Origin of the sequence: Cellulophaga baltica, from assembly GCF_900102165.1 — a bacterium.
In the GTDB taxonomy this organism is placed as follows: Bacteria; Bacteroidota; Bacteroidia; order Flavobacteriales; family Flavobacteriaceae; genus Cellulophaga; species Cellulophaga baltica.
This window is the reverse complement of the sequence record NZ_FNBD01000003.1, coordinates 196,077-213,627: the sequence shown is the minus strand read 5'-3', so window position 1 is coordinate 213,627 and position 17,551 is coordinate 196,077. Positions and strand designations below refer to the sequence as shown.

Here is a 17,551-nt window from a genome sequence, read left to right as displayed (position 1 = left end):
TTTAAAATGGTTAACTTATAGATAAAAAAGCGGGAACATAACAAAACAATTTCAACCAATTTCTCTGCATATGTCAACAAATAGTAAGCCGGTAATAGATTTAAACAATAAAGAAACGCAAGCAGGTTCAAAAATCGATTTAATTAAGAATCTTATTTTTGGCGATGATATTCAGGCGTATGACTCTGAATTCGAGGCGCTTAAAAAAGATATTCTTGAAAAGAAAAGAATTTTAGAGGAGCTTGTTGAAGAAGTAAGAACAGAACTTAATACAGCTTTAGATTCTGTAGCTACAGACGTTAATATTAGAGTAACGGAGTTAGAAGAAAAATTAGAAGACAAGATTGAAACTCTAGATGCTGAAAAGCTTGATAAGAAAGCTTTGGGCAATATTTTAATTGAACTAGGTGAAAAAGTAAGCAAAAAGTAATTTTTTAAATAAAATTATTATGGTCGAGAAAGACAAAGTAGAGCTTCTTAGAGACATTTTGTTTACAGATGACCGTGTTTTTGCCGAAAAAATCGCCGATCGTATTAAGATTATAGAAAAAACGGTTAATGAAAAAGATCAACTTTCAGAAAAAGTAGATCCTATTATTACGCAAAGGCTTAATGAGTTTATAGCTGATATTCCTAAGACACTAGGTCCTACAATTACCCTCACGTTAAAAGAAGAAATAAGGAAAAACAAGGATGATATTGTAGATGCGTTGTATCCTATTTTGGGTAAAATGATTAAAAAATATATCTCGCAAGAGATGAAAATCTTATCCGAGAAAATCAACCAAAAACTATCAGCATCACGCTGGAAGATAAAGTTTAAATCTTGGTTTACGGGGGTTAAAGAAGAAGAGATTATTCTTAGTGAACTAGAATCTGCGAGTATAGAACAGGTCTTGTTAATAGAAAGAGGCTCTGGGATTTTAGCGGCGAGTTATACCAAATCAGAAACCATAGATGAGGATATGATTTCTGGAATGCTAACCGCAATAAAGGGCTTTGTAGAAGATGCCTTTGGACAGAAAAATCAAAATTTGGAATTAATAGAATACGAATTATATAATATTCACTTACAGAGTTTTGTGTCTTATTATGTAGCTGTAGTTATATCTGGTAATTATTCTATCAGCGCAAAAGATAAAGTTCAAGACCTTATTTTTGATTTTTATGATGATTTTATGGGAAAAAATTTAGATTCACTTTTCGCTTCAGAAAAGGAATCAGATAAAAAAATAATGGACAGAGAAACACTTGAAAAAGAGCTACTCGTAAAATTTGAAAATGCAAGTATCTAAAAAAATTGTAGTCTTAGGACATTTTGGGGTTGGTAAAACCTCATTAATTAGGCGTTTTGTAGAAGATAGTTTTTCAGACAACTATAAGGTATCTATTGGCGTTCATATCACAAAAAAGGTAGTAGAGGTTTCTCCTGAGGAAGAAGTTTCTCTAATTCTTTGGGATTTAGAAGGAACAGATGATCTAACAACTATAAGAGATGCGTATCTATTAGGAACGCACGGTGTTGTATTTGTTTTTGATGTAACAAGACCCTCTACATTCCAAGCATTAAATGCTGATTTAGATATTGTAAGATCTAAAATATCAAAAACACCCCTATTGGTAGTGGGTAACAAGGTAGATTTAGTCTTGAAAGAAGATTTAGAAACGCTATTTACAAAAAATAATATAGAAACAAATTTCTTAACGAGCGCCAAAACAGGTAATGCGGTAAATGATTTATTTCTACATTTAGCCAAATTATTACATTAGAATGCTAGATCAGTATCAGAAAGAATATGCTACCCAAAACGTTCAATTTATTTTAATCGATGAAAAGGGCACTATTCTAGAAACAGATCAAGCCTTTTTAAAGTTAGAAACAAACAGCTCAATCTTTGATGTACATGCGTTCTTTTATACCTTTGAATCTATAAAAGATACCTTAGAGAACGCGTTGCTATTTAGTTGCGTTCATATACACTTTAAAGATGAAGATTATGTTACAGACATAAGATTTGTTAAAAAAAAAGAAGGGTATTTAATAATTATTACAGACTATACTAGTCATTATACAGAGTACCAAGCCATTGCTCAAACACGTAATGAGTCTATTATAAATGGGGAGCTTGTTGCCATAAAAAATGCTGAATTAGAGGAAAGAGAAAATTTTAAAAATTCTTTTATCCGTAATTTTAGTCATGAACTACGTAACCCACTTACCAGTATCATCTCTATTACCAAGATACTTTCAGATACGGCATTAACCAATCAACAGCAAGATATGGTTACTTTTCTCCAACAGTCAAATGCGAATCTAAAACAGCTTTTAGATGACATATTAAGTATCAGTATGATTTCTTCCGGAAGGTTAAAACTTCGGGAGAATATTTTTAGTTTATCGCAGCTTTTTGATTTACTACGTTTTACGTATAAGACTAGAGCCCTTGACAATAATATTGAATTTGCTGTTAATGTAGACAAGAAGATTGTAGATCTTGTAGAAGGTGATAGATTGCGATTGTTTCAGGTGCTTACCAATTTGCTTGATAACGCTTTTAAATATACGCAAACGGGTAGCATACGTTTAGACATTCAATTAAATCAGAAAAGAGCCAACAGATTAAACTTACGCTTTGAAATCGTAGATACAGGAGTAGGGATATCCGTAGAAAACCAAACCGCTATTTTCGAGAGTTTTTCACAGCTGAGTGGAGAACAAAATTCTGATGCACCTAGGGGCACAGGTTTAGGCTTGTCTATTGTGAAGGGGTTATTAAACTTAATGGATTCAGAAATTAAGGTAATTTCGAATGTTGGTGAAGGATCTTCTTTCTATTTTGATTTAACACTAAAACAACCATTAGCTACTACATCTAAAACCAGTATTATAACACCGCGTAAAAAGAAAGATAAAAAAGCGAAGTTTAGAACAGACAAAAAATTTAGAATATTACTAGCCGAGGATGATATTAACGTGCAAACGGTACTGTTTAAATCTCTGTTAGACACCAATTACTTCTATATAGATCTTGTGAGTGACGGTGCGCTAGTGATGGAGAAACTTATTAATGAAGAGTATGATCTGTTATTAATTGATATTAACTTGCCTAATGTAACAGGAGATCAAGTGGCACGGTTAATTAGAGATTTTCCTTTTAAGAACATTAAGAGTATACCGATTATAGGCATCACTGCGTATTCTTATGAAGATGATTTTAAGGCTTTTAAGAAATCAGGGATGAATGCAGTTCTTTCCAAACCCTTTGAACATGAGGAGCTTTTGAGCACTATGGCGAAATACCTGAAATAGCCAAAGTTATACGTCTTAAAGGACTACAAATTTATAGTATGTAGCATTCTTTCAATTTATGAAATGAATGCTTTTTTTTGTTTCATTCGTAAGAAAAAACTTACAATTGTGCTTTTTGTCGATAATTAAGCATATTTCAACGAAGAATCAATTTTGCTCTTGTAGGATTCTTAAATAAGGAAATAGTACTATATTTTTACAAAAGATTTGAGGGAGTAACCAACCTTAAATTCACGAAAACACATGACCAACTTAATGAATACAATTAATTTTTAATATATGAATACTTCATATTTAGTGATTTTTTTGTTTGTATCGAGTACGATCTGTTTTCTGTATTCACTCTTTTTAGTGTTGAACATTTTCTCCGTTAAAAAAAGATTGAATAGTTATTTAAAAAAAAAGACAGTCCGATAGATGAAGCAATTAACAATATCAGTAGTAATGGGTCTATTATGTGTATTCACATGGATATTAGCGGCGCCAGTATTAACAACAAGTAAAGTAGAAGTTGAAAAAGAAAAATCAACTACAGAAAATAATAGTTTAGCGAGTAGAGCACAAACACTAACCATGTTATAAGAGTGCAAAAACGATAACAAACCCATTTACAATGGTTGAAAAGTAAAGTGTTTGTTATGTTCCCCTAAAAGGGCATTTTGGAAGCAATTTCAAATGCCCTTTTTTCATGTTTAATAATGCCGATTCAAATTAATTTATAGCTAGCATTAAAGAATAGGGTTTTTTGCCCTAAATTGTTTGGCAGATTATCTCAGCCAAATGAAAATTACCAGAAAAACAGTGGCCCTACTATTGGGTCCCTTATTATACTTATTTTTTTATAATTCAAGTCCGCCTTTGGGCATGTCTGATGATGCTTATCTAATGGTGGGAATTACACTTTGGATTGCCGTCTGGTGGATTACAGAGGCAGTGCCCATTGCGGTTACTTCTTTATTGCCCATAATATTATTTCCTCTTTCCGGAATCCTAGACGTGGCTGCTACTACTTCTGCTTACGGAGATAAATATGTTTTCTTGTATTTAGGAGGGTTTATTCTTGCGATTGCCATTGAAAAATGGAATCTCCATAGGCGTATTGCTATTAATATTATCAACTTAATAGGAACTAATATCTACAGAATAATTCTAGGGTTTATGGTGGCTACTGCATTTCTTTCTATGTGGATCTCAAATACGGCAACTGCTGTAATGATGCTACCTATGGGAATGTCTATCGTATCAGAATTAAAAGACAATCCAAATACGGCGGCCAATGAAAACAGTATTTTCGGAAAAACCTTAATGTTGAGTATTGCGTATGCTGCATCTATTGGAGGGATTGCTACACTTATAGGTACTCCGCCTAATTTAGTTTTTGCGGGTTTTGTAGAAAAAACATATGGGATAGAAATTTCTTTTTGGCAATGGATGAAGTTTGGTTTGCCTATTTCTGTTTTATTACTTGTAATAGCGTGGTTTTATTTAACGCGAGTGGCATATACCTTTAAACAAATTGAATTCCCTGGCGGTAAAAAGGAAATACAAAGGCTTAAGAAAGAATTGGGTCCAATGAAAAAAGAAGAAAAGGCCGTTCTTTTTGTTTTTGTGCTCACGGCTTTATGCTGGATTTTTAGATCGTATGTACTGCAGAAATTTATACCTAAAATAGATGATACTGCGATAGCCATTGCAGCTGCAGTGCTTTTATTTATTATTCCATCGACTAAAAAAGAAGCGTTAATTATTTGGGAAGATGCGGTCAAAATACCGTGGGGAATTATTTTATTATTTGGTGGTGGAATGGCACTTGCTTCAGGGTTTCAAATTACGGGTTTGGCAGCATGGCTGGGGGCTCAAATGGGGTTATTGCAAGGGCTATCTTTATTCTTGTTGGTGCTTTTTATTATTGCTGCTGTTAATTTTCTAACCGAGGTAACTTCAAATTTGGCAACAGCAGCTATGCTTATGCCAATATTAGCGCCCATAGCATTGCAATTAGAGGTTAACCCATTTATTTTAATGGTCGCCACAACACTCGCGGCTTCTTGCGCTTTTATGCTTCCTGTGGCTACGCCCCCTAATGCCGTGGTGTTTGGCTCTGGCTATCTTAAAATTTCAGACATGATAAAATCTGGATTTTGGTTAAACATCATTTCTATTATAATACTCACTTTAATCGTGTATTTCCTGCTTCCTTTAGTTTGGGATTTAGATGTGCTTACGGTATAACTGAAAACAGGTATAGCAATTGTACTAGACCTAGGGGCTTTTTGTTTTAATTGCGATTATAACTTTGTCACATTCTATATATGACAACCACAATTTAAACGACTATTATGAAAAAAACATTTGGTACCCTAATCTGTATTTCCCTTTTCCTAGCAAGTTGCGGAGATTCAAAAGAAAAACAAGTTGATGAGCATGGTACAACGACTACCTCTGCAGTACCCGAAAGTAAGTTTGATTCAAACGAATTTATAGGGAAATATAATGCATATATTGATTTTGGCAATGCCTTCCACAAGAGAGCTAATGATACTTATAATCATTATTTTGATTGGGCATCTGTTGAAAACGGGCCAAAAGGAGCTAAGAATATTAAAGGGGTGTATGGGTTACCAGAACATTCTTTGAACGCTTTGGAAAAAGGCTTGTTGATGAATGTAGAGATAGCGGGTGTAGATGCGCCTATGAAGGTGGTGCATGAAAAAGCAAAAAACCTGTTTAATATTCTTGAAGAAGCAGACGGTTACTATAAAAAGCAAGACTATAAGGATGATGCTTTTGTGAAAGGACAGGAGCTACATGAGCGCTTAAAAAAAGCATTTGATGCATACTTTATCGCATATGATACTATGTTTTCAGAATTTGTAGTGGTACAAGATGAGTTGTTTGCGTTTGATGTAGAAAAATTCAAATCTAGTGGACAATTAATAAAATATAATTTAATGATGGGCTTGCATACCTCTGAAGCTGTCTTAGATGTCATAGGAGGTTTAGATGGTCCCGAATTAAAAAATATAGACATGAAAGCTTTTGATACTAAAGTTGCAGAATTTAGGCTTTTTTATGATGCGTTAGAAAAATTAGCTCAAGATGAAACACAGTTTAAAAAAGAGTACGGAACGTCGGTGGGTGCAAAGCACAGTCTCAAAAGTTTTATAACTACGGGAGAGCAGTTTATTCGCGAGATAAGAAACTTAAAAGAGCGTGTGGAAGAGGGTGATTTTAAATATAGTATTGTGCATCCTAGTATCCCAGACAATGGCTCGACGTTAAAATTAAGTAAGACGTATTCAAAAATGGTAAATGAATACAACCGAATTCAATAAGGTATTGGAAAAAGTGTATGATAGAGGAGCGGTTAATACGGCTCCTTTTTTATTTAAAAAGAATAAGCAAAGCACCAAGAGCGGTTAGTATTAGAATCATTTTTCGGTAAAAATCATCTTTAATTATTTTAACCAAGCGCACGCCAATAAATAAACCGATAATAATTCCAGGAGCTAATTTTAAATTGATGAGGAGCGTGTCTGTTGTGATTGTTTTCCAAACAAAGATGTGAAATGGTAATTTAAAGACATTAACTATAAAAAATAACCAGGCAGCAGTACCTATAAATTCATTTTTAGGCAAACGCATCGCTAGGAAAAATATATTAGAAAATGCTCCGGCCAAATTTCCAATCATAGTGGTGATACCTGCCATAATACCTGTAAATCCAGCAAAGGCCCAATGAGTAGGAACAGATTTACTCTTTCTCCTGTCCCACCAGTACATCATTAGTACACTGCCAAGAATTATAAAAGCCATTCCAAATTTAAAAGCTTGCTCATCCAAGTCTTTCCCGATAACCACGCCAATAAGTACTCCAGAAATCATCCAAGGTAAAAACCGGATAATGTATTTCCATTGCGCATGTCTGTTGTAATAAATCACAGCAAAAATATCACCAACAATAAGTAAGGGTACAATGAGGCCTGTAGATTCTCTTGCGCCAAAAGCAATAGCCATTAAAGTTACAATGATAATTGCTATTCCTTTAATGCCCGATTTTGAAATTCCTAAAATAATAGCAGCCAAAAAGGCTAATATCCAAGAAGATTGAGGGATTGTTGAAGAAAGGGTTAAATACATGAAAACTGTTGCTCTGTGGTTTACAAAAGTATTGTAAAATAATTAACTTTAAAGGCAGACATATAAATTCCTAATCCCATGAAAGAGAGAATTGCAGCGGTAGATAAATTTAGAGGAATGACAATTGTGTTAATGATATTGGTAAATAATCCAGGAACATGGGCTAGTGTGTATCGGCCATTTTTACATGCAGATTGGCATGGATATACCCCAACAGATATGGTGTTTCCATTCTTTATATTTATTGTAGGAACATCAATTTTCTTTGCGTACAGTACTAAGAAGAGTAATGTAGCGACCTATAAGAAAATAACAATTCGCAGTCTTAAATTAATAGGCTTAGGTTTGTTTCTGGGTGCTTTTACCTTGACCTTCCCATTTGTCAAGGATTTTTCAGAGATTCGTTTTCCTGGCGTATTGCAGAGAATTGGTGTCGTATTTTTTATTACTTCAATCCTATTTCTAAATTTTAATTGGAAACAATTAATGGCCGTAACAGCGGTAATTCTTGTAGGGTATTGGGTGGTCATGGGCTTCATCCCTGTAAACGGTATAGCATCAACTTTTGATAGGGCTCCTAATAATTTAGCCAATTATGTAGATTTAAAGCTTTTGGGAACCCATATGTGGAAAGATGATTATGATCCTGAAGGAGTGTTAAGTACAATTCCAGCTGTAGCAAGCTGCCTTTTAGGGGTATTCACGGGGCAGATCTTACGTACAAAGCGGCAAAATAAAATAACTATTTTAATGGTGCTCGGGAGTGCTTTAGTACTTCTTGGTCATGCTTGGGATTTTGTTTTTCCTATAAATAAAGCGCTATGGTCTAGTAGTTTTGTATTGGTAAGTGCAGGTTGGGCTAATCTAATTTTAGCACTAATTTATTATATCACAACCATTAGAAAAGTGCAATTTGGGACTATTTTTAACTATGTAGGAGCTAATGCAATAACGGTATTTTTCTTATCTAGTTTTGTAGGTAAGTTATTTGGTTTGATACATGTTGGTACGGCCAATGTTACTCTAAAATCATGGCTCTTTACGAAGTTTTACGTTCATGATTTTTTACCCGCAGAACTCTCTTCCTTTTTATATGCCTTCACAATTATGAGCTTTTATTGCCTCATCGCTTTGGTATTTTACAAAAGACAAATTTTTATTAAAGTGTAGTGGCTATTCAATTAGATTGTGTAGTTTTATTTGAAACAAGAATGATTATGACAGATAACGAAAAATACACGAAGATATATAGTGGTACTCAGGTTGGGGTGATTCTCTTAAAAGGATTATTTGAAGAGGCAGGTATTCCATACATTGAAAAAAACGAACAAAATTCTGGAGTGATTGCTGGTTTTGTAGGTGGTACCTCTTCAACAATATCTTTAGCGGTACTGGAGAAAGATAAAGAAAAGGCGCAAGTTATTATTGCGGGTTATGAAAGCGGAGTAGCTAAAAATTAAGACCTATTGGCCATTAGTTTTGCCACGTATTTCCCTATAACGTCAAACTCAAGGTTTACAATAGTTCCTTTTTTATAGGAGTTAAAACGGGTGTGCTCATAGGTATAAGGAATTATTGCTACACTAAACGTATTAGATCCAGAGTTAACCACTGTTAGGCTGGTTCCGTCAATAGTGATAGATCCTTTTTCTATTGTTGGATTATTTAGAGTAGCATCATATTCAAAAGTAAATACCCAGCTACCCTCTTTTTCTTCTATTAGGATACAAGTTCCAATTTGATCAACATGTCCTTGAACAATATGGCCATCTAGTCGAGAACCTAAAATCATGGCGCGTTCTAAATTTACGCGGTCACCCACCTTTAAGTGATCAAGGTTGGTTTTCTGTAAAGTTTCATCAATAGCGGTTACGGTATAGGAATCATCCTGTATGCCAACTACAGTTAAGCAAACACCATTATGAGATACACTTTGGTCTATTTTAAGATCAGGAGTAAGAGAAGACTTCACGGTAATGTGCAAATTGGTGTCTTCTTTCTTTAATGTCTTTACTTCTCCTAAAGTTTCAATTATTCCTGTAAACATGTCTCGTTTTAATTAACTAGTTTTGTGCTGTAAAATTACTATAAACCCATAAGATATCATGGAGGAAAGACAAAAAATAAAAGTAGGGGTTTCTATTGGCGATTTAAATGGAATAGGTTGTGAGGTAGTATTGAAAACTTTTGAAGACAATCGAATGTTAGATTTCTGTACTCCTGTGATTTTTGCATCTAATAAAACTATATCATACCAAAAGACAGAGCTTAAGTTAGATATTAATTATCACGGGGTTCAAGAAGCTTCAAAAGCGTTGGATGGTAAGATTAATGTGGTTAATGTATGGCGTGAAATTCCAAATATTAAGTTTGGAGAAGCTACTGCAGAAGCAGGTGATTTTGCTATTAAATCTTTAAAGGCAGCTGTTCAAGCCTTAAAGGAAGGAGCGATCGATGTATTAGTTACCGCGCCTATAAATAAAAATAACATTCAGGCAGAGGATTTTAAATTTCCAGGGCATACAGATTTTCTTGCACAGGAATTAGAAGGAGAGAGTCTAATGTTTATGATCACGGACGACTTGAAAGTAGGTTTGCTCACAGATCATATAGCCGTTAAAGATGTTGCCGCAGCAATAACACCAGAATTAATAAAAAGTAAAGTAGCGACCATAGAGCAATCTTTAAAAGTAGATTTTGGAATCTCTAAGCCTAAAATTGCGATACTAGGTATTAACCCACATAGTGGTGATAATGGTATTATTGGTAAGGAAGATGATGATACGTTAAAGCCAGCTATTAAAGAACTTTCAGATAGCGGGAGCTTAGTTTTCGGGCCTTATTCAGCAGATAGCTTTTTTGGATCTGATGGATATAAGAGTTTTGATGCTATTTTGGCGGCATATCATGACCAAGGGTTAATTCCGTTTAAAACATTATCATTTGGTAGAGGCGTAAATTACACCGCAGGATTAAATAAAGTACGTACTTCTCCAGATCATGGTACTGCTTATGAAATAGCAGGAAAAGGAAAAGCAGATCATAGCTCATTTGAAGAAGCTGTTTTTAAGGCGATAGAGATCTTTAGAAATAGAAAAGAATACAGCGAGCTAACGGCAAATCCTCTTAAAAAGTCAAGATTAAAAAGAGAATTTAGATAAATAAGTCGAGCGAGAAATAATTTTTAGCTAATTTTATTAGTAAATACAGCCTTTGAACGCTATTTTACAAAAAAAGCTAAAAAGTTGGGTTTTAGTAAAATAATAGTATCTTTGCACCCGCCTTTACGTGGCAGGAGCACTAAATAAGTGTCAAACATGAAGAAGCATAAAGAGTTTGTGATTCCTTTTTCAGGATTGAAGCAAGGAAGGCATGAATTTAATTTTGAAATAGACAATACGTTCTTTGAATCTTTTGAATACGATGAGTTTAATAGCGTTGCAATTAAGTTAGCAGTTGTATTAAATAAATCTAGTACGATGTTGGAGTTAGAGATAGCTGCGACGGGTACTGTAAATGTTTATTGTGATGTTACCAATGAACCATATGACCAACCTATTGAAGCAGATTTGGAACTGCTAGTTAAATTTGGTGATGAGTTTAATGATGACAATGATGAAATTCTGATACTTCCTCACGGAGATTTTCAGGTAGATATTTCGCAATATGTTTATGAAATGATCGTTTTAGCAGTGCCGCTAAAAAAAGTTCATCCTGGAATAGAGGACGGAACTTTAAAGTCAGCAGCATTGGATAAACTAGAAAAATTGCATCCAAAAGAAGTAAAAGAAAATAAAAATAAAGAAACGGATCCTCGTTGGGATTCATTAAAAAAGTTATTAACGGATAAATAAGTTTTAAAAATGGCGCATCCAAAACGGAAGATTTCCAGAACAAGAAGAGATAAAAGAAGAACACATTATAAGGCTGTTGCCCCTACTCTTGCAAAAGATCCAACAACTGGTGAAATGCATTTGTACCACAGAGCACACTGGCATGAAGGTAAATTATACTACAGAGGCCAAGTTTTAATTGATAATACAGAAGAAGCAGTTGCTTAATTAACTTCTGATATAAGTATATGGACTCCCACTTGCAAAAGTTGGGAGTTTTTTTATGACAGCAATCCAAAATCTTAAAAACAAGTCTTTTTAAGATAAAAAGTCGCAAAAAATCACTAATTTTCACCAAATTTGTGGCTTTTTTAAAGATTTTAAGCACAAAAACATTTCTAAATGGGTAAACTATCAGCGGCCATCACGGCGGTAGGGGCTTATGTTCCAGAGTTTGTAATGACTAACAAAATGTTAGAAGATCTAGTGGATACTAATGATGAATGGATCACTACTAGAACAGGCATAAAAGAAAGAAGAATACTAAAAGAAGAAGGAGCCGGTACGTCTTATATGGCGATTAAAGCAGCGGAAGATTTAATAAAGAAAAGGGGTATAGACCCTAAAGAAATAGATTTAGTACTTGTAGGTACAGCAACTCCAGATACTTTGGTGGCTTCTACAGCAGCATTTGTAGCCTCAGAAATAGGAGCAACCAATGCTTTTGCCTTTGATTTATTGGCGGCATGTTCAAGCTTTTTATTTGGAATGTCTACAGCAGCAGGTTTTATAGAATCTGGAAAGTACAAAAAAGTACTTTTAATAGGGGCCGATAAAATGTCATCTATTATTGATTATAAAGATAGAACTACCTGTATTATTTTTGGAGATGGAGCAGGAGCTGCACTTTTTGAACCTAATGAAGAAGGTTTAGGAATGCAAGATGAATACTTACGTTCTGATGGAAACGGAAGAGCTTATTTAAGTATGAATGGTGGTGGGTCTATTATGCCCGCTACGGAAGAGTCTGTTAAAAACAAACAACACTATATATTTCAAGACGGTAAAACCGTATTTAAGTTTGCTGTATCTAATATGGCAGATGCTGCAGCAGAAATTATGGAACGAAATTCCTTAACACATGATGATATTGCCTGGTTGGTACCACACCAAGCCAATAAGCGTATTATAGATGCCACAGCGAACAGAATGGGCTTAGATCATGATAGTGTGATGATGAATATTCAAAAGTATGGAAATACGACATCAGCCACTTTACCGTTATTATTAAACGATTACGAAAAGCAGTTAAAAAAAGGAGACAACTTAGTTTTTGCAGCTTTCGGAGGTGGATTCACCTGGGGATCTATCTATTTAAAATGGGCATATAACTCAAAATAACAATATCAACTATATATTAAACTAGAATTCGATGGATATTAAAGAAATTCAAAGCTTGATTAAATTTGTAGCCAAATCTGGTGCTAGCGAAGTTAAATTAGAGATGGAAGACATCAAAATAACGATTCGCACAGGAGCAGTTGGTCCTGAACCAGCTACTTATGTTCAACAGATACCAATGGCACACAACCCAATGGTACCTGCAGCGCCTGCACCTGCACAAGAAGGAACTCCTTCAGTGGAAATTGCAGCAAAAGCAGAAGTTAGTGATGATGATAAATACATCACAATTAAATCTCCTATAATTGGTACTTTTTATAGAAAAGCATCTCCAGAAAAACCAGTTTTTGTTGAGGTAGGTAGTGTCATAAATAAAGGTGATGTGCTTTGTGTTATTGAAGCAATGAAATTATTTAATGATATTGAATCTGAAGTTTCAGGTAAGATTGTTAAAGTTTTAGTAGACGATTCTTCACCAGTAGAATTTGATCAACCATTATTCTTGGTAGATCCATCATAAGAAGTTTTAGATACTTAAATTTTAAGTGGTTGTCGTCAACCATTTAAAATCATTTAAAATTTAGGACTCAACTAATAAAATTTCAAAAGATGTTTAAAAAGATATTAATTGCAAATAGAGGAGAGATTGCACTGCGTATTATCAGAACTTGCCGCGAAATGGGAATTAAAACTGTTGCAGTTTATTCCAAGGCAGATGAAGAAAGTTTGCATGTGCGTTTTGCAGATGAAGCAGTATGTATTGGCCCAGCTCCTAGTAGCGAGTCTTATTTAAAAATACCTAATATTATAGCAGCCGCAGAAATTACAAATGCCGATGCTATTCACCCAGGATACGGGTTTTTATCTGAAAATTCTAAATTCTCTAGAATTTGTGCAGAACACGATATTAAATTTATTGGTGCCTCTGGGGATCAGATAGATAAAATGGGCGATAAAGCTACTGCAAAGGAAACAATGAAAGAAGCGGGTGTGCCATGTGTACCTGGCTCTGAAGGTTTGCTTAAAGATGTTGCCGATGCTAAGAAGATTGCTAAAAAAATGGGTTATCCTGTTATGATTAAAGCAACTGCTGGTGGTGGTGGTAAAGGTATGCGTGCGGTTTGGAGTGAAGATAAGATAGAAGATCTTTTCAACAGTGCTGTTCAAGAAGCTAAAGCTGCCTTTGGGAATGGCGGTATGTACATGGAAAAACTTATTGAAGAGCCAAGGCATATCGAGATTCAGATTGTGGGAGATCAATACGGAAAAGCATGTCACTTGTCAGAAAGAGATTGTTCTGTGCAAAGACGTCACCAAAAGCTTACGGAAGAAACACCTTCTCCTTTCATGACCGATAAGTTAAGAGAAGAAATGGGTGCCGCTGCAGTAAAAGCTGCTGAGTTTATAAAATATGAAGGTGCGGGTACTATAGAATTTTTGGTAGATAAACACCGAAATTTCTATTTTATGGAAATGAATACACGTATTCAGGTAGAGCATCCAATTACAGAACAAGTGATAGATTACGATCTAATTCGTGAGCAAATTCTTGTTGCTGCCGGCGTGCCAATTTCTGGTAAGAATTACTTGCCAAAATTACATTCTATTGAATGTAGAATTAATGCAGAAGATCCGTATCATGATTTTCGCCCTTCACCAGGAAAAATTACAACATTACATACTCCAGGAGGTCACGGTATTCGTTTAGATACGCACGTTTATAGTGGGTATACTATACCGCCAAACTATGACTCTATGATCGCAAAATTAATTACCACTGCTCAAACTAGAGAAGAGGCAATTAATAAAATGAAGCGTGCATTAGACGAGTTTGTTATTGAAGGAATTAAAACAACAATTCCTTTTCATAGACAACTAATGGATCATCCAGATTATTTGGCAGGTAATTACACTACCAAATTCATGGAAGATTTTAAAATGGATCCTCCTAAGGAATAAATAAAATAAAAAACTCCGGCGCTATGCCGGAGTTTTTGTTTTGTATGTATTTTAAAACAATCAAGTGAAAACTTTATTCTTTATTTCTACAGATTCTAAAGCCTTGATCCATTGCCTTTCTTTTAGCATCATTATAGCCTCTGTGAGCTACCTTAGCATATGTGTCTATGTTGATCCATCCGCCACCTCTTTGTGTTCGGTATGTTCCTTTAGAAATATGTTCTGTTACATGCCACTCTTCACACCATTCCATCACATTGCCGGTCATATCATAAAATCCCAGTTCATTAGGTTTTTTTAAACCCACAGGTTTCGTGACGCAGTGATTGCGTTGCATGCTTCGGTAGTTCCAGTTTCCAGAAAGAATAGTATCGCCTGTATCTTTCCAAGTCCACGCAACACTGTCAATTACATTACTACCGCTATACGTAAAACTTTTGCTTAGCTGCCCACCTCCAGCAGCATATTCCCATTCTACCTCTGTGGGTAATCTGTAACCGTTTGCTTTTTTATTTATAGGAATATCTCCATCTAAAGAATCTTTGGTAGTATCAATATTATAATAAGGAAGCAAGCCTTCTTTGCTGCTTCGTTTATTACAATAGGTGATACAATCATACCAAGTAACCATTTCAACAGGTAAACTGTCACCTATATGATTAGAAGGGTTTACAGGCATAATTTCGTTCCATTCTTTTTGGGTAACTTCAAATTTACCCATATAAAAGTCAAGAACTTTGCCTTTAATTCCATACAATTGAGAATTCTTATTTTTCATCATTCCTCCTTCAACAAAAATAAAATTAGCGGAGGTGACAGGAGCTGTCTTATTTTCTGCGCAGTAGCTATTTAAGAGAAGTATTAATGTGAATAAGAAGTATCCTATAGGTCTTTTCATAAAATAAGCAAGATTAAGTGTGTGTTTAGTAAAATTATTGCAGACACTCTTGTAAATTTATTTTACCAGATTGTAGCATTTATTTTACCCCAGTTGCCATTGCCGTCATTTTGACTTGGTGTGTAGTTAAAACTTTCAATACCAAAAACTTGGTACCATCCCCAGTTATTTAAACTACCTTCATTACCGTAAGTACCCCAATGTTCTGCATGTTTTTGAAAGCTAATTCGCTGATTTACATTTAATTCAATACTATTTGGGTTTTTGTTTTCAGAAATAAATTGCTTGAACTTCTTATCACCTTCAACAGAGGGTCCTTCTCTATCTTGAATTAAAAATCTGTAATTTTTATAGTTTACCGTAAAGTCTTGATTTTTGTTCACTCCAGGAATACCATCTCCTTTTTTCTTCTCTACGATATAATATTCAATTAATTCGCCTGAGGTAGCTTTGGCCCAGCCATACGCTCCAACAAATTTATAAGAACCTTCAAGGGTACCAATGTTGTAATTAATGACTCTGTTCCATTGGCCAAATTCCCAGCCTTTACCGCCAACAATATCTTGGTTGTTCTTGTATTCTATTTCAAAATTTCCAGGATAAGTTTGTGCCCCAGAAAAATTTAATTTTCCCCAACCACCTTCTTTGTAGATGGTCCACCAATATCCGCCATTTAATGTTGTAGCATCTGTACGATCATCGCCAACAAAAAAGGCTTGTGTTGCAGAAAATTTTAATACATCTAGTTCTTCAAGACTAGTGCTAGTGTCAGCATCTTCCGTTGAACAATTTACAAGAAGCATTCCTCCTAGTAAAAAAGTAAACATTTTTAGTTTTTTCATCATGTAATAATTTAGGTTTATTGTTATTTTAATTCAATTACCGGAAACTCTAGGCGTTGATTTTCAAATAATTATAGTCAAACTTACTGCTTGGTTTAGCGTAGCTCTATAAGTATTGAGTCATTATCTGCAAATCTTGAAGCATTTAATACAGCTTGAGAAAATATGCAACATACGATATTATGAGTGGCTGTTTATTTTGTAGGAGATGCTGATCAGTGCTCTTGATTTCAGCAGGTTACGAATGTTTTTGCAATAAAAATTTTCAAAAGTTATTTTGTAGGGTTACTGCTTTGGGCTATTTAGAAATTGAAAATCAGCTATTTATAGATTTTGAGATTCACGGTATTCAGGGTATTTTCAACGCGTTTTATGTTATTTCTTTGTACAGTAATCTAAAAATTAAAAAATAGTTCATACAATTTGTAACATAATTAGAAGTTTACATACTTAAATAGTACTACATATGCATATGATTAGAAAAACTACATTATATATTATTCTATTTTTTTCAATGACACTTTTTACGAGTTGCTTTGAAGTTTTGGAAGAGATAAATCTAAATTCTGATGGCAGTGGTACTATGCTAGTTACTTTTAATTTGAGTAGAAGTAAAAGTAAAATAGCCTCAGTGATGTTACTAGATAGTGTCAACGGCTATAAGGTGCCTTCTAAAGATGATATTAACTTGGCGTTAAAAGATGCTGAAAATCATTTAAAAACCATTAACGGCATTAGCAATATTAAAAAGACAGCAGATTTCGAAAATTATATTTTCACCCTTTCTTGTAATTTTGATAAGGTGGCAAATTTAGACGCTGTGTTTCAGGATTTAATTCGCCAACAAAACAAAAAGGAAAAAATAAATTTCAATACGACTAATTTTGCCTACAATAGTGCTACAAATAATTTTGAACGCTACTTTTCGTATGATACCAAAATCAAAAAAATCTTCTACAAGTTAAAAGGAGAAGATAGAAAAGTTTTTAATGATGCTACGTATACCAGTATTTATCGTTTTAAAAATGCAGTCAAAAGTATTTCTAATACTCATGCAAAAGTTGCTCCCAACAAAAAAGCAGTATTCTTAAAGATAGATGCGATGTCTCTTATTCTAGGAGAAAAAAGTGTCGCAAATACTATACAATTATCAAAATAATTCAACCAC

20 protein-coding genes are annotated in these 17,551 nt (G+C 34.4%); 16 read left to right on the top strand and 4 right to left on the bottom strand.

From position 1 onward, the window contains the following. The first annotated feature begins 70 nt into the window (after positions 1-70). The 7 genes from BLQ19_RS06635 to BLQ19_RS06610 all read left to right on the top strand — a co-directional run bounded on the left by BLQ19_RS06635 (position 71) and on the right by BLQ19_RS06610 (position 6,645). A complete protein-coding gene (locus BLQ19_RS06635; RefSeq protein ID WP_029447590.1) occupies positions 71-430 on the top strand; it encodes a fructose 1,6-bisphosphatase in 360 nt (119 codons plus the stop codon). A gap of 19 nt (positions 431-449) precedes the next feature. Further along, the gene (locus BLQ19_RS06630) at positions 450-1,295 is read left to right on the top strand and encodes a cell envelope biogenesis protein OmpA (RefSeq protein ID WP_074537804.1); all 846 of its coding nucleotides are present in this window, start codon (positions 450-452) and stop codon (positions 1,293-1,295) included. Next, a complete protein-coding gene (locus tag BLQ19_RS06625) occupies positions 1,282-1,770 on the top strand; it encodes a Rab family GTPase (protein WP_024482482.1) in 489 nt (162 codons plus the stop codon). The genes BLQ19_RS06630 and BLQ19_RS06625 overlap by 14 nt, the downstream gene beginning before the upstream one ends. Position 1,771: 1 nt before the next feature. Continuing rightward, positions 1,772-3,310: a hybrid sensor histidine kinase/response regulator gene (locus BLQ19_RS06620; RefSeq protein WP_074537803.1), complete on the top strand. Its 1,539-nt coding sequence runs from the start codon at positions 1,772-1,774 to the stop codon at positions 3,308-3,310. Positions 3,311-3,727: 417 nt separating this feature from the next. Next, a complete protein-coding gene (locus BLQ19_RS21220) occupies positions 3,728-3,892 on the top strand; it encodes a hypothetical protein (protein ID WP_158399874.1) in 165 nt (54 codons plus the stop codon). 198 nt (positions 3,893-4,090) lie between these two features. Next, positions 4,091-5,542 carry an SLC13 family permease gene (locus tag BLQ19_RS06615; RefSeq protein WP_074537802.1) on the top strand — a complete coding sequence of 484 codons (1,452 nt, stop codon included), beginning with the start codon at positions 4,091-4,093 and terminating at the stop codon, positions 5,540-5,542. Between the two features lie 107 nt (positions 5,543-5,649). Continuing rightward, entirely contained in the window at positions 5,650-6,645 is a 996-nt protein-coding gene (locus BLQ19_RS06610) for a YiiG family protein (RefSeq protein ID WP_074537801.1), read from the top strand. A 49-nt stretch (positions 6,646-6,694) separates the two neighbouring features. Here BLQ19_RS06610 and BLQ19_RS06605 read toward each other — a convergent pair whose 3' ends face one another. Continuing rightward, positions 6,695-7,450, bottom strand: coding sequence for a sulfite exporter TauE/SafE family protein (locus BLQ19_RS06605; RefSeq protein WP_024482486.1), 756 nt, complete (start codon positions 7,448-7,450; stop codon positions 6,695-6,697). Between the two features lie 78 nt (positions 7,451-7,528). Between BLQ19_RS06605 and BLQ19_RS06600 the strand changes: the two genes are divergently transcribed. Further along, the gene (locus BLQ19_RS06600) at positions 7,529-8,620 is read left to right on the top strand and encodes an acyltransferase family protein (protein ID WP_074537800.1); all 1,092 of its coding nucleotides are present in this window, start codon (positions 7,529-7,531) and stop codon (positions 8,618-8,620) included. A 47-nt stretch (positions 8,621-8,667) separates the two neighbouring features. Next, positions 8,668-8,910, top strand: a complete 243-nt coding sequence (locus BLQ19_RS06595) for a putative signal transducing protein (RefSeq protein ID WP_158399873.1) — start codon at positions 8,668-8,670, stop codon at positions 8,908-8,910. Here BLQ19_RS06595 and BLQ19_RS06590 read toward each other — a convergent pair. Beyond that, positions 8,907-9,497, bottom strand: a complete 591-nt coding sequence (locus BLQ19_RS06590) for a riboflavin synthase (RefSeq protein WP_024482489.1) — start codon at positions 9,495-9,497, stop codon at positions 8,907-8,909. The genes BLQ19_RS06595 and BLQ19_RS06590 overlap by 4 nt on opposite strands. Before the next feature lie 58 nt (positions 9,498-9,555). Here BLQ19_RS06590 and pdxA point away from each other — a divergent pair, with 58 nt between their 5' ends. From pdxA to accC, 6 genes are all read left to right on the top strand, one after another. After that, complete coding sequence (gene pdxA / locus BLQ19_RS06585) at positions 9,556-10,611, top strand: 4-hydroxythreonine-4-phosphate dehydrogenase PdxA (RefSeq protein WP_025616392.1); 1,056 nt, start codon at positions 9,556-9,558, stop codon at positions 10,609-10,611. A 156-nt stretch (positions 10,612-10,767) separates the two neighbouring features. Then, complete coding sequence (locus BLQ19_RS06580; protein ID WP_074537799.1) at positions 10,768-11,304, top strand: YceD family protein; 537 nt, start codon at positions 10,768-10,770, stop codon at positions 11,302-11,304. Between the two features lie 9 nt (positions 11,305-11,313). Then, positions 11,314-11,511, top strand: a complete 198-nt coding sequence (gene rpmF / locus BLQ19_RS06575; protein WP_013550138.1) for a 50S ribosomal protein L32 — start codon at positions 11,314-11,316, stop codon at positions 11,509-11,511. A gap of 174 nt (positions 11,512-11,685) precedes the next feature. Next, on the top strand, positions 11,686-12,684 hold the full coding sequence (locus tag BLQ19_RS06570; protein ID WP_024482492.1) for a beta-ketoacyl-ACP synthase III: 999 nt from the start codon (positions 11,686-11,688) through the stop codon (positions 12,682-12,684). A gap of 31 nt (positions 12,685-12,715) precedes the next feature. Continuing rightward, a complete protein-coding gene (gene accB / locus BLQ19_RS06565) occupies positions 12,716-13,204 on the top strand; it encodes an acetyl-CoA carboxylase biotin carboxyl carrier protein (RefSeq protein WP_025616393.1) in 489 nt (162 codons plus the stop codon). A gap of 89 nt (positions 13,205-13,293) precedes the next feature. Then, the gene (gene accC / locus BLQ19_RS06560; protein WP_024482494.1) at positions 13,294-14,643 is read left to right on the top strand and encodes an acetyl-CoA carboxylase biotin carboxylase subunit; all 1,350 of its coding nucleotides are present in this window, start codon (positions 13,294-13,296) and stop codon (positions 14,641-14,643) included. A 73-nt stretch (positions 14,644-14,716) separates the two neighbouring features. On the opposite strand, the gene BLQ19_RS06555 is transcribed toward accC, so the two are convergent. After that, complete coding sequence (locus tag BLQ19_RS06555) at positions 14,717-15,541, bottom strand: formylglycine-generating enzyme family protein (protein ID WP_074537798.1); 825 nt, start codon at positions 15,539-15,541, stop codon at positions 14,717-14,719. 62 nt (positions 15,542-15,603) lie between these two features. Beyond that, positions 15,604-16,386 (bottom strand): glycoside hydrolase family 11 protein, encoded by a 783-nt coding sequence (locus tag BLQ19_RS06550; protein ID WP_083332206.1) that lies wholly within the window; start codon positions 16,384-16,386, stop codon positions 15,604-15,606. Positions 16,387-16,849: 463 nt separating this feature from the next. Here BLQ19_RS06550 and BLQ19_RS06545 point away from each other — a divergent pair, with 463 nt between their 5' ends. Further along, positions 16,850-17,542 carry a hypothetical protein gene (locus tag BLQ19_RS06545; RefSeq protein WP_051327673.1) on the top strand — a complete coding sequence of 231 codons (693 nt, stop codon included), beginning with the start codon at positions 16,850-16,852 and terminating at the stop codon, positions 17,540-17,542. The last annotated feature ends 9 nt before the right edge of the window (positions 17,543-17,551 follow it).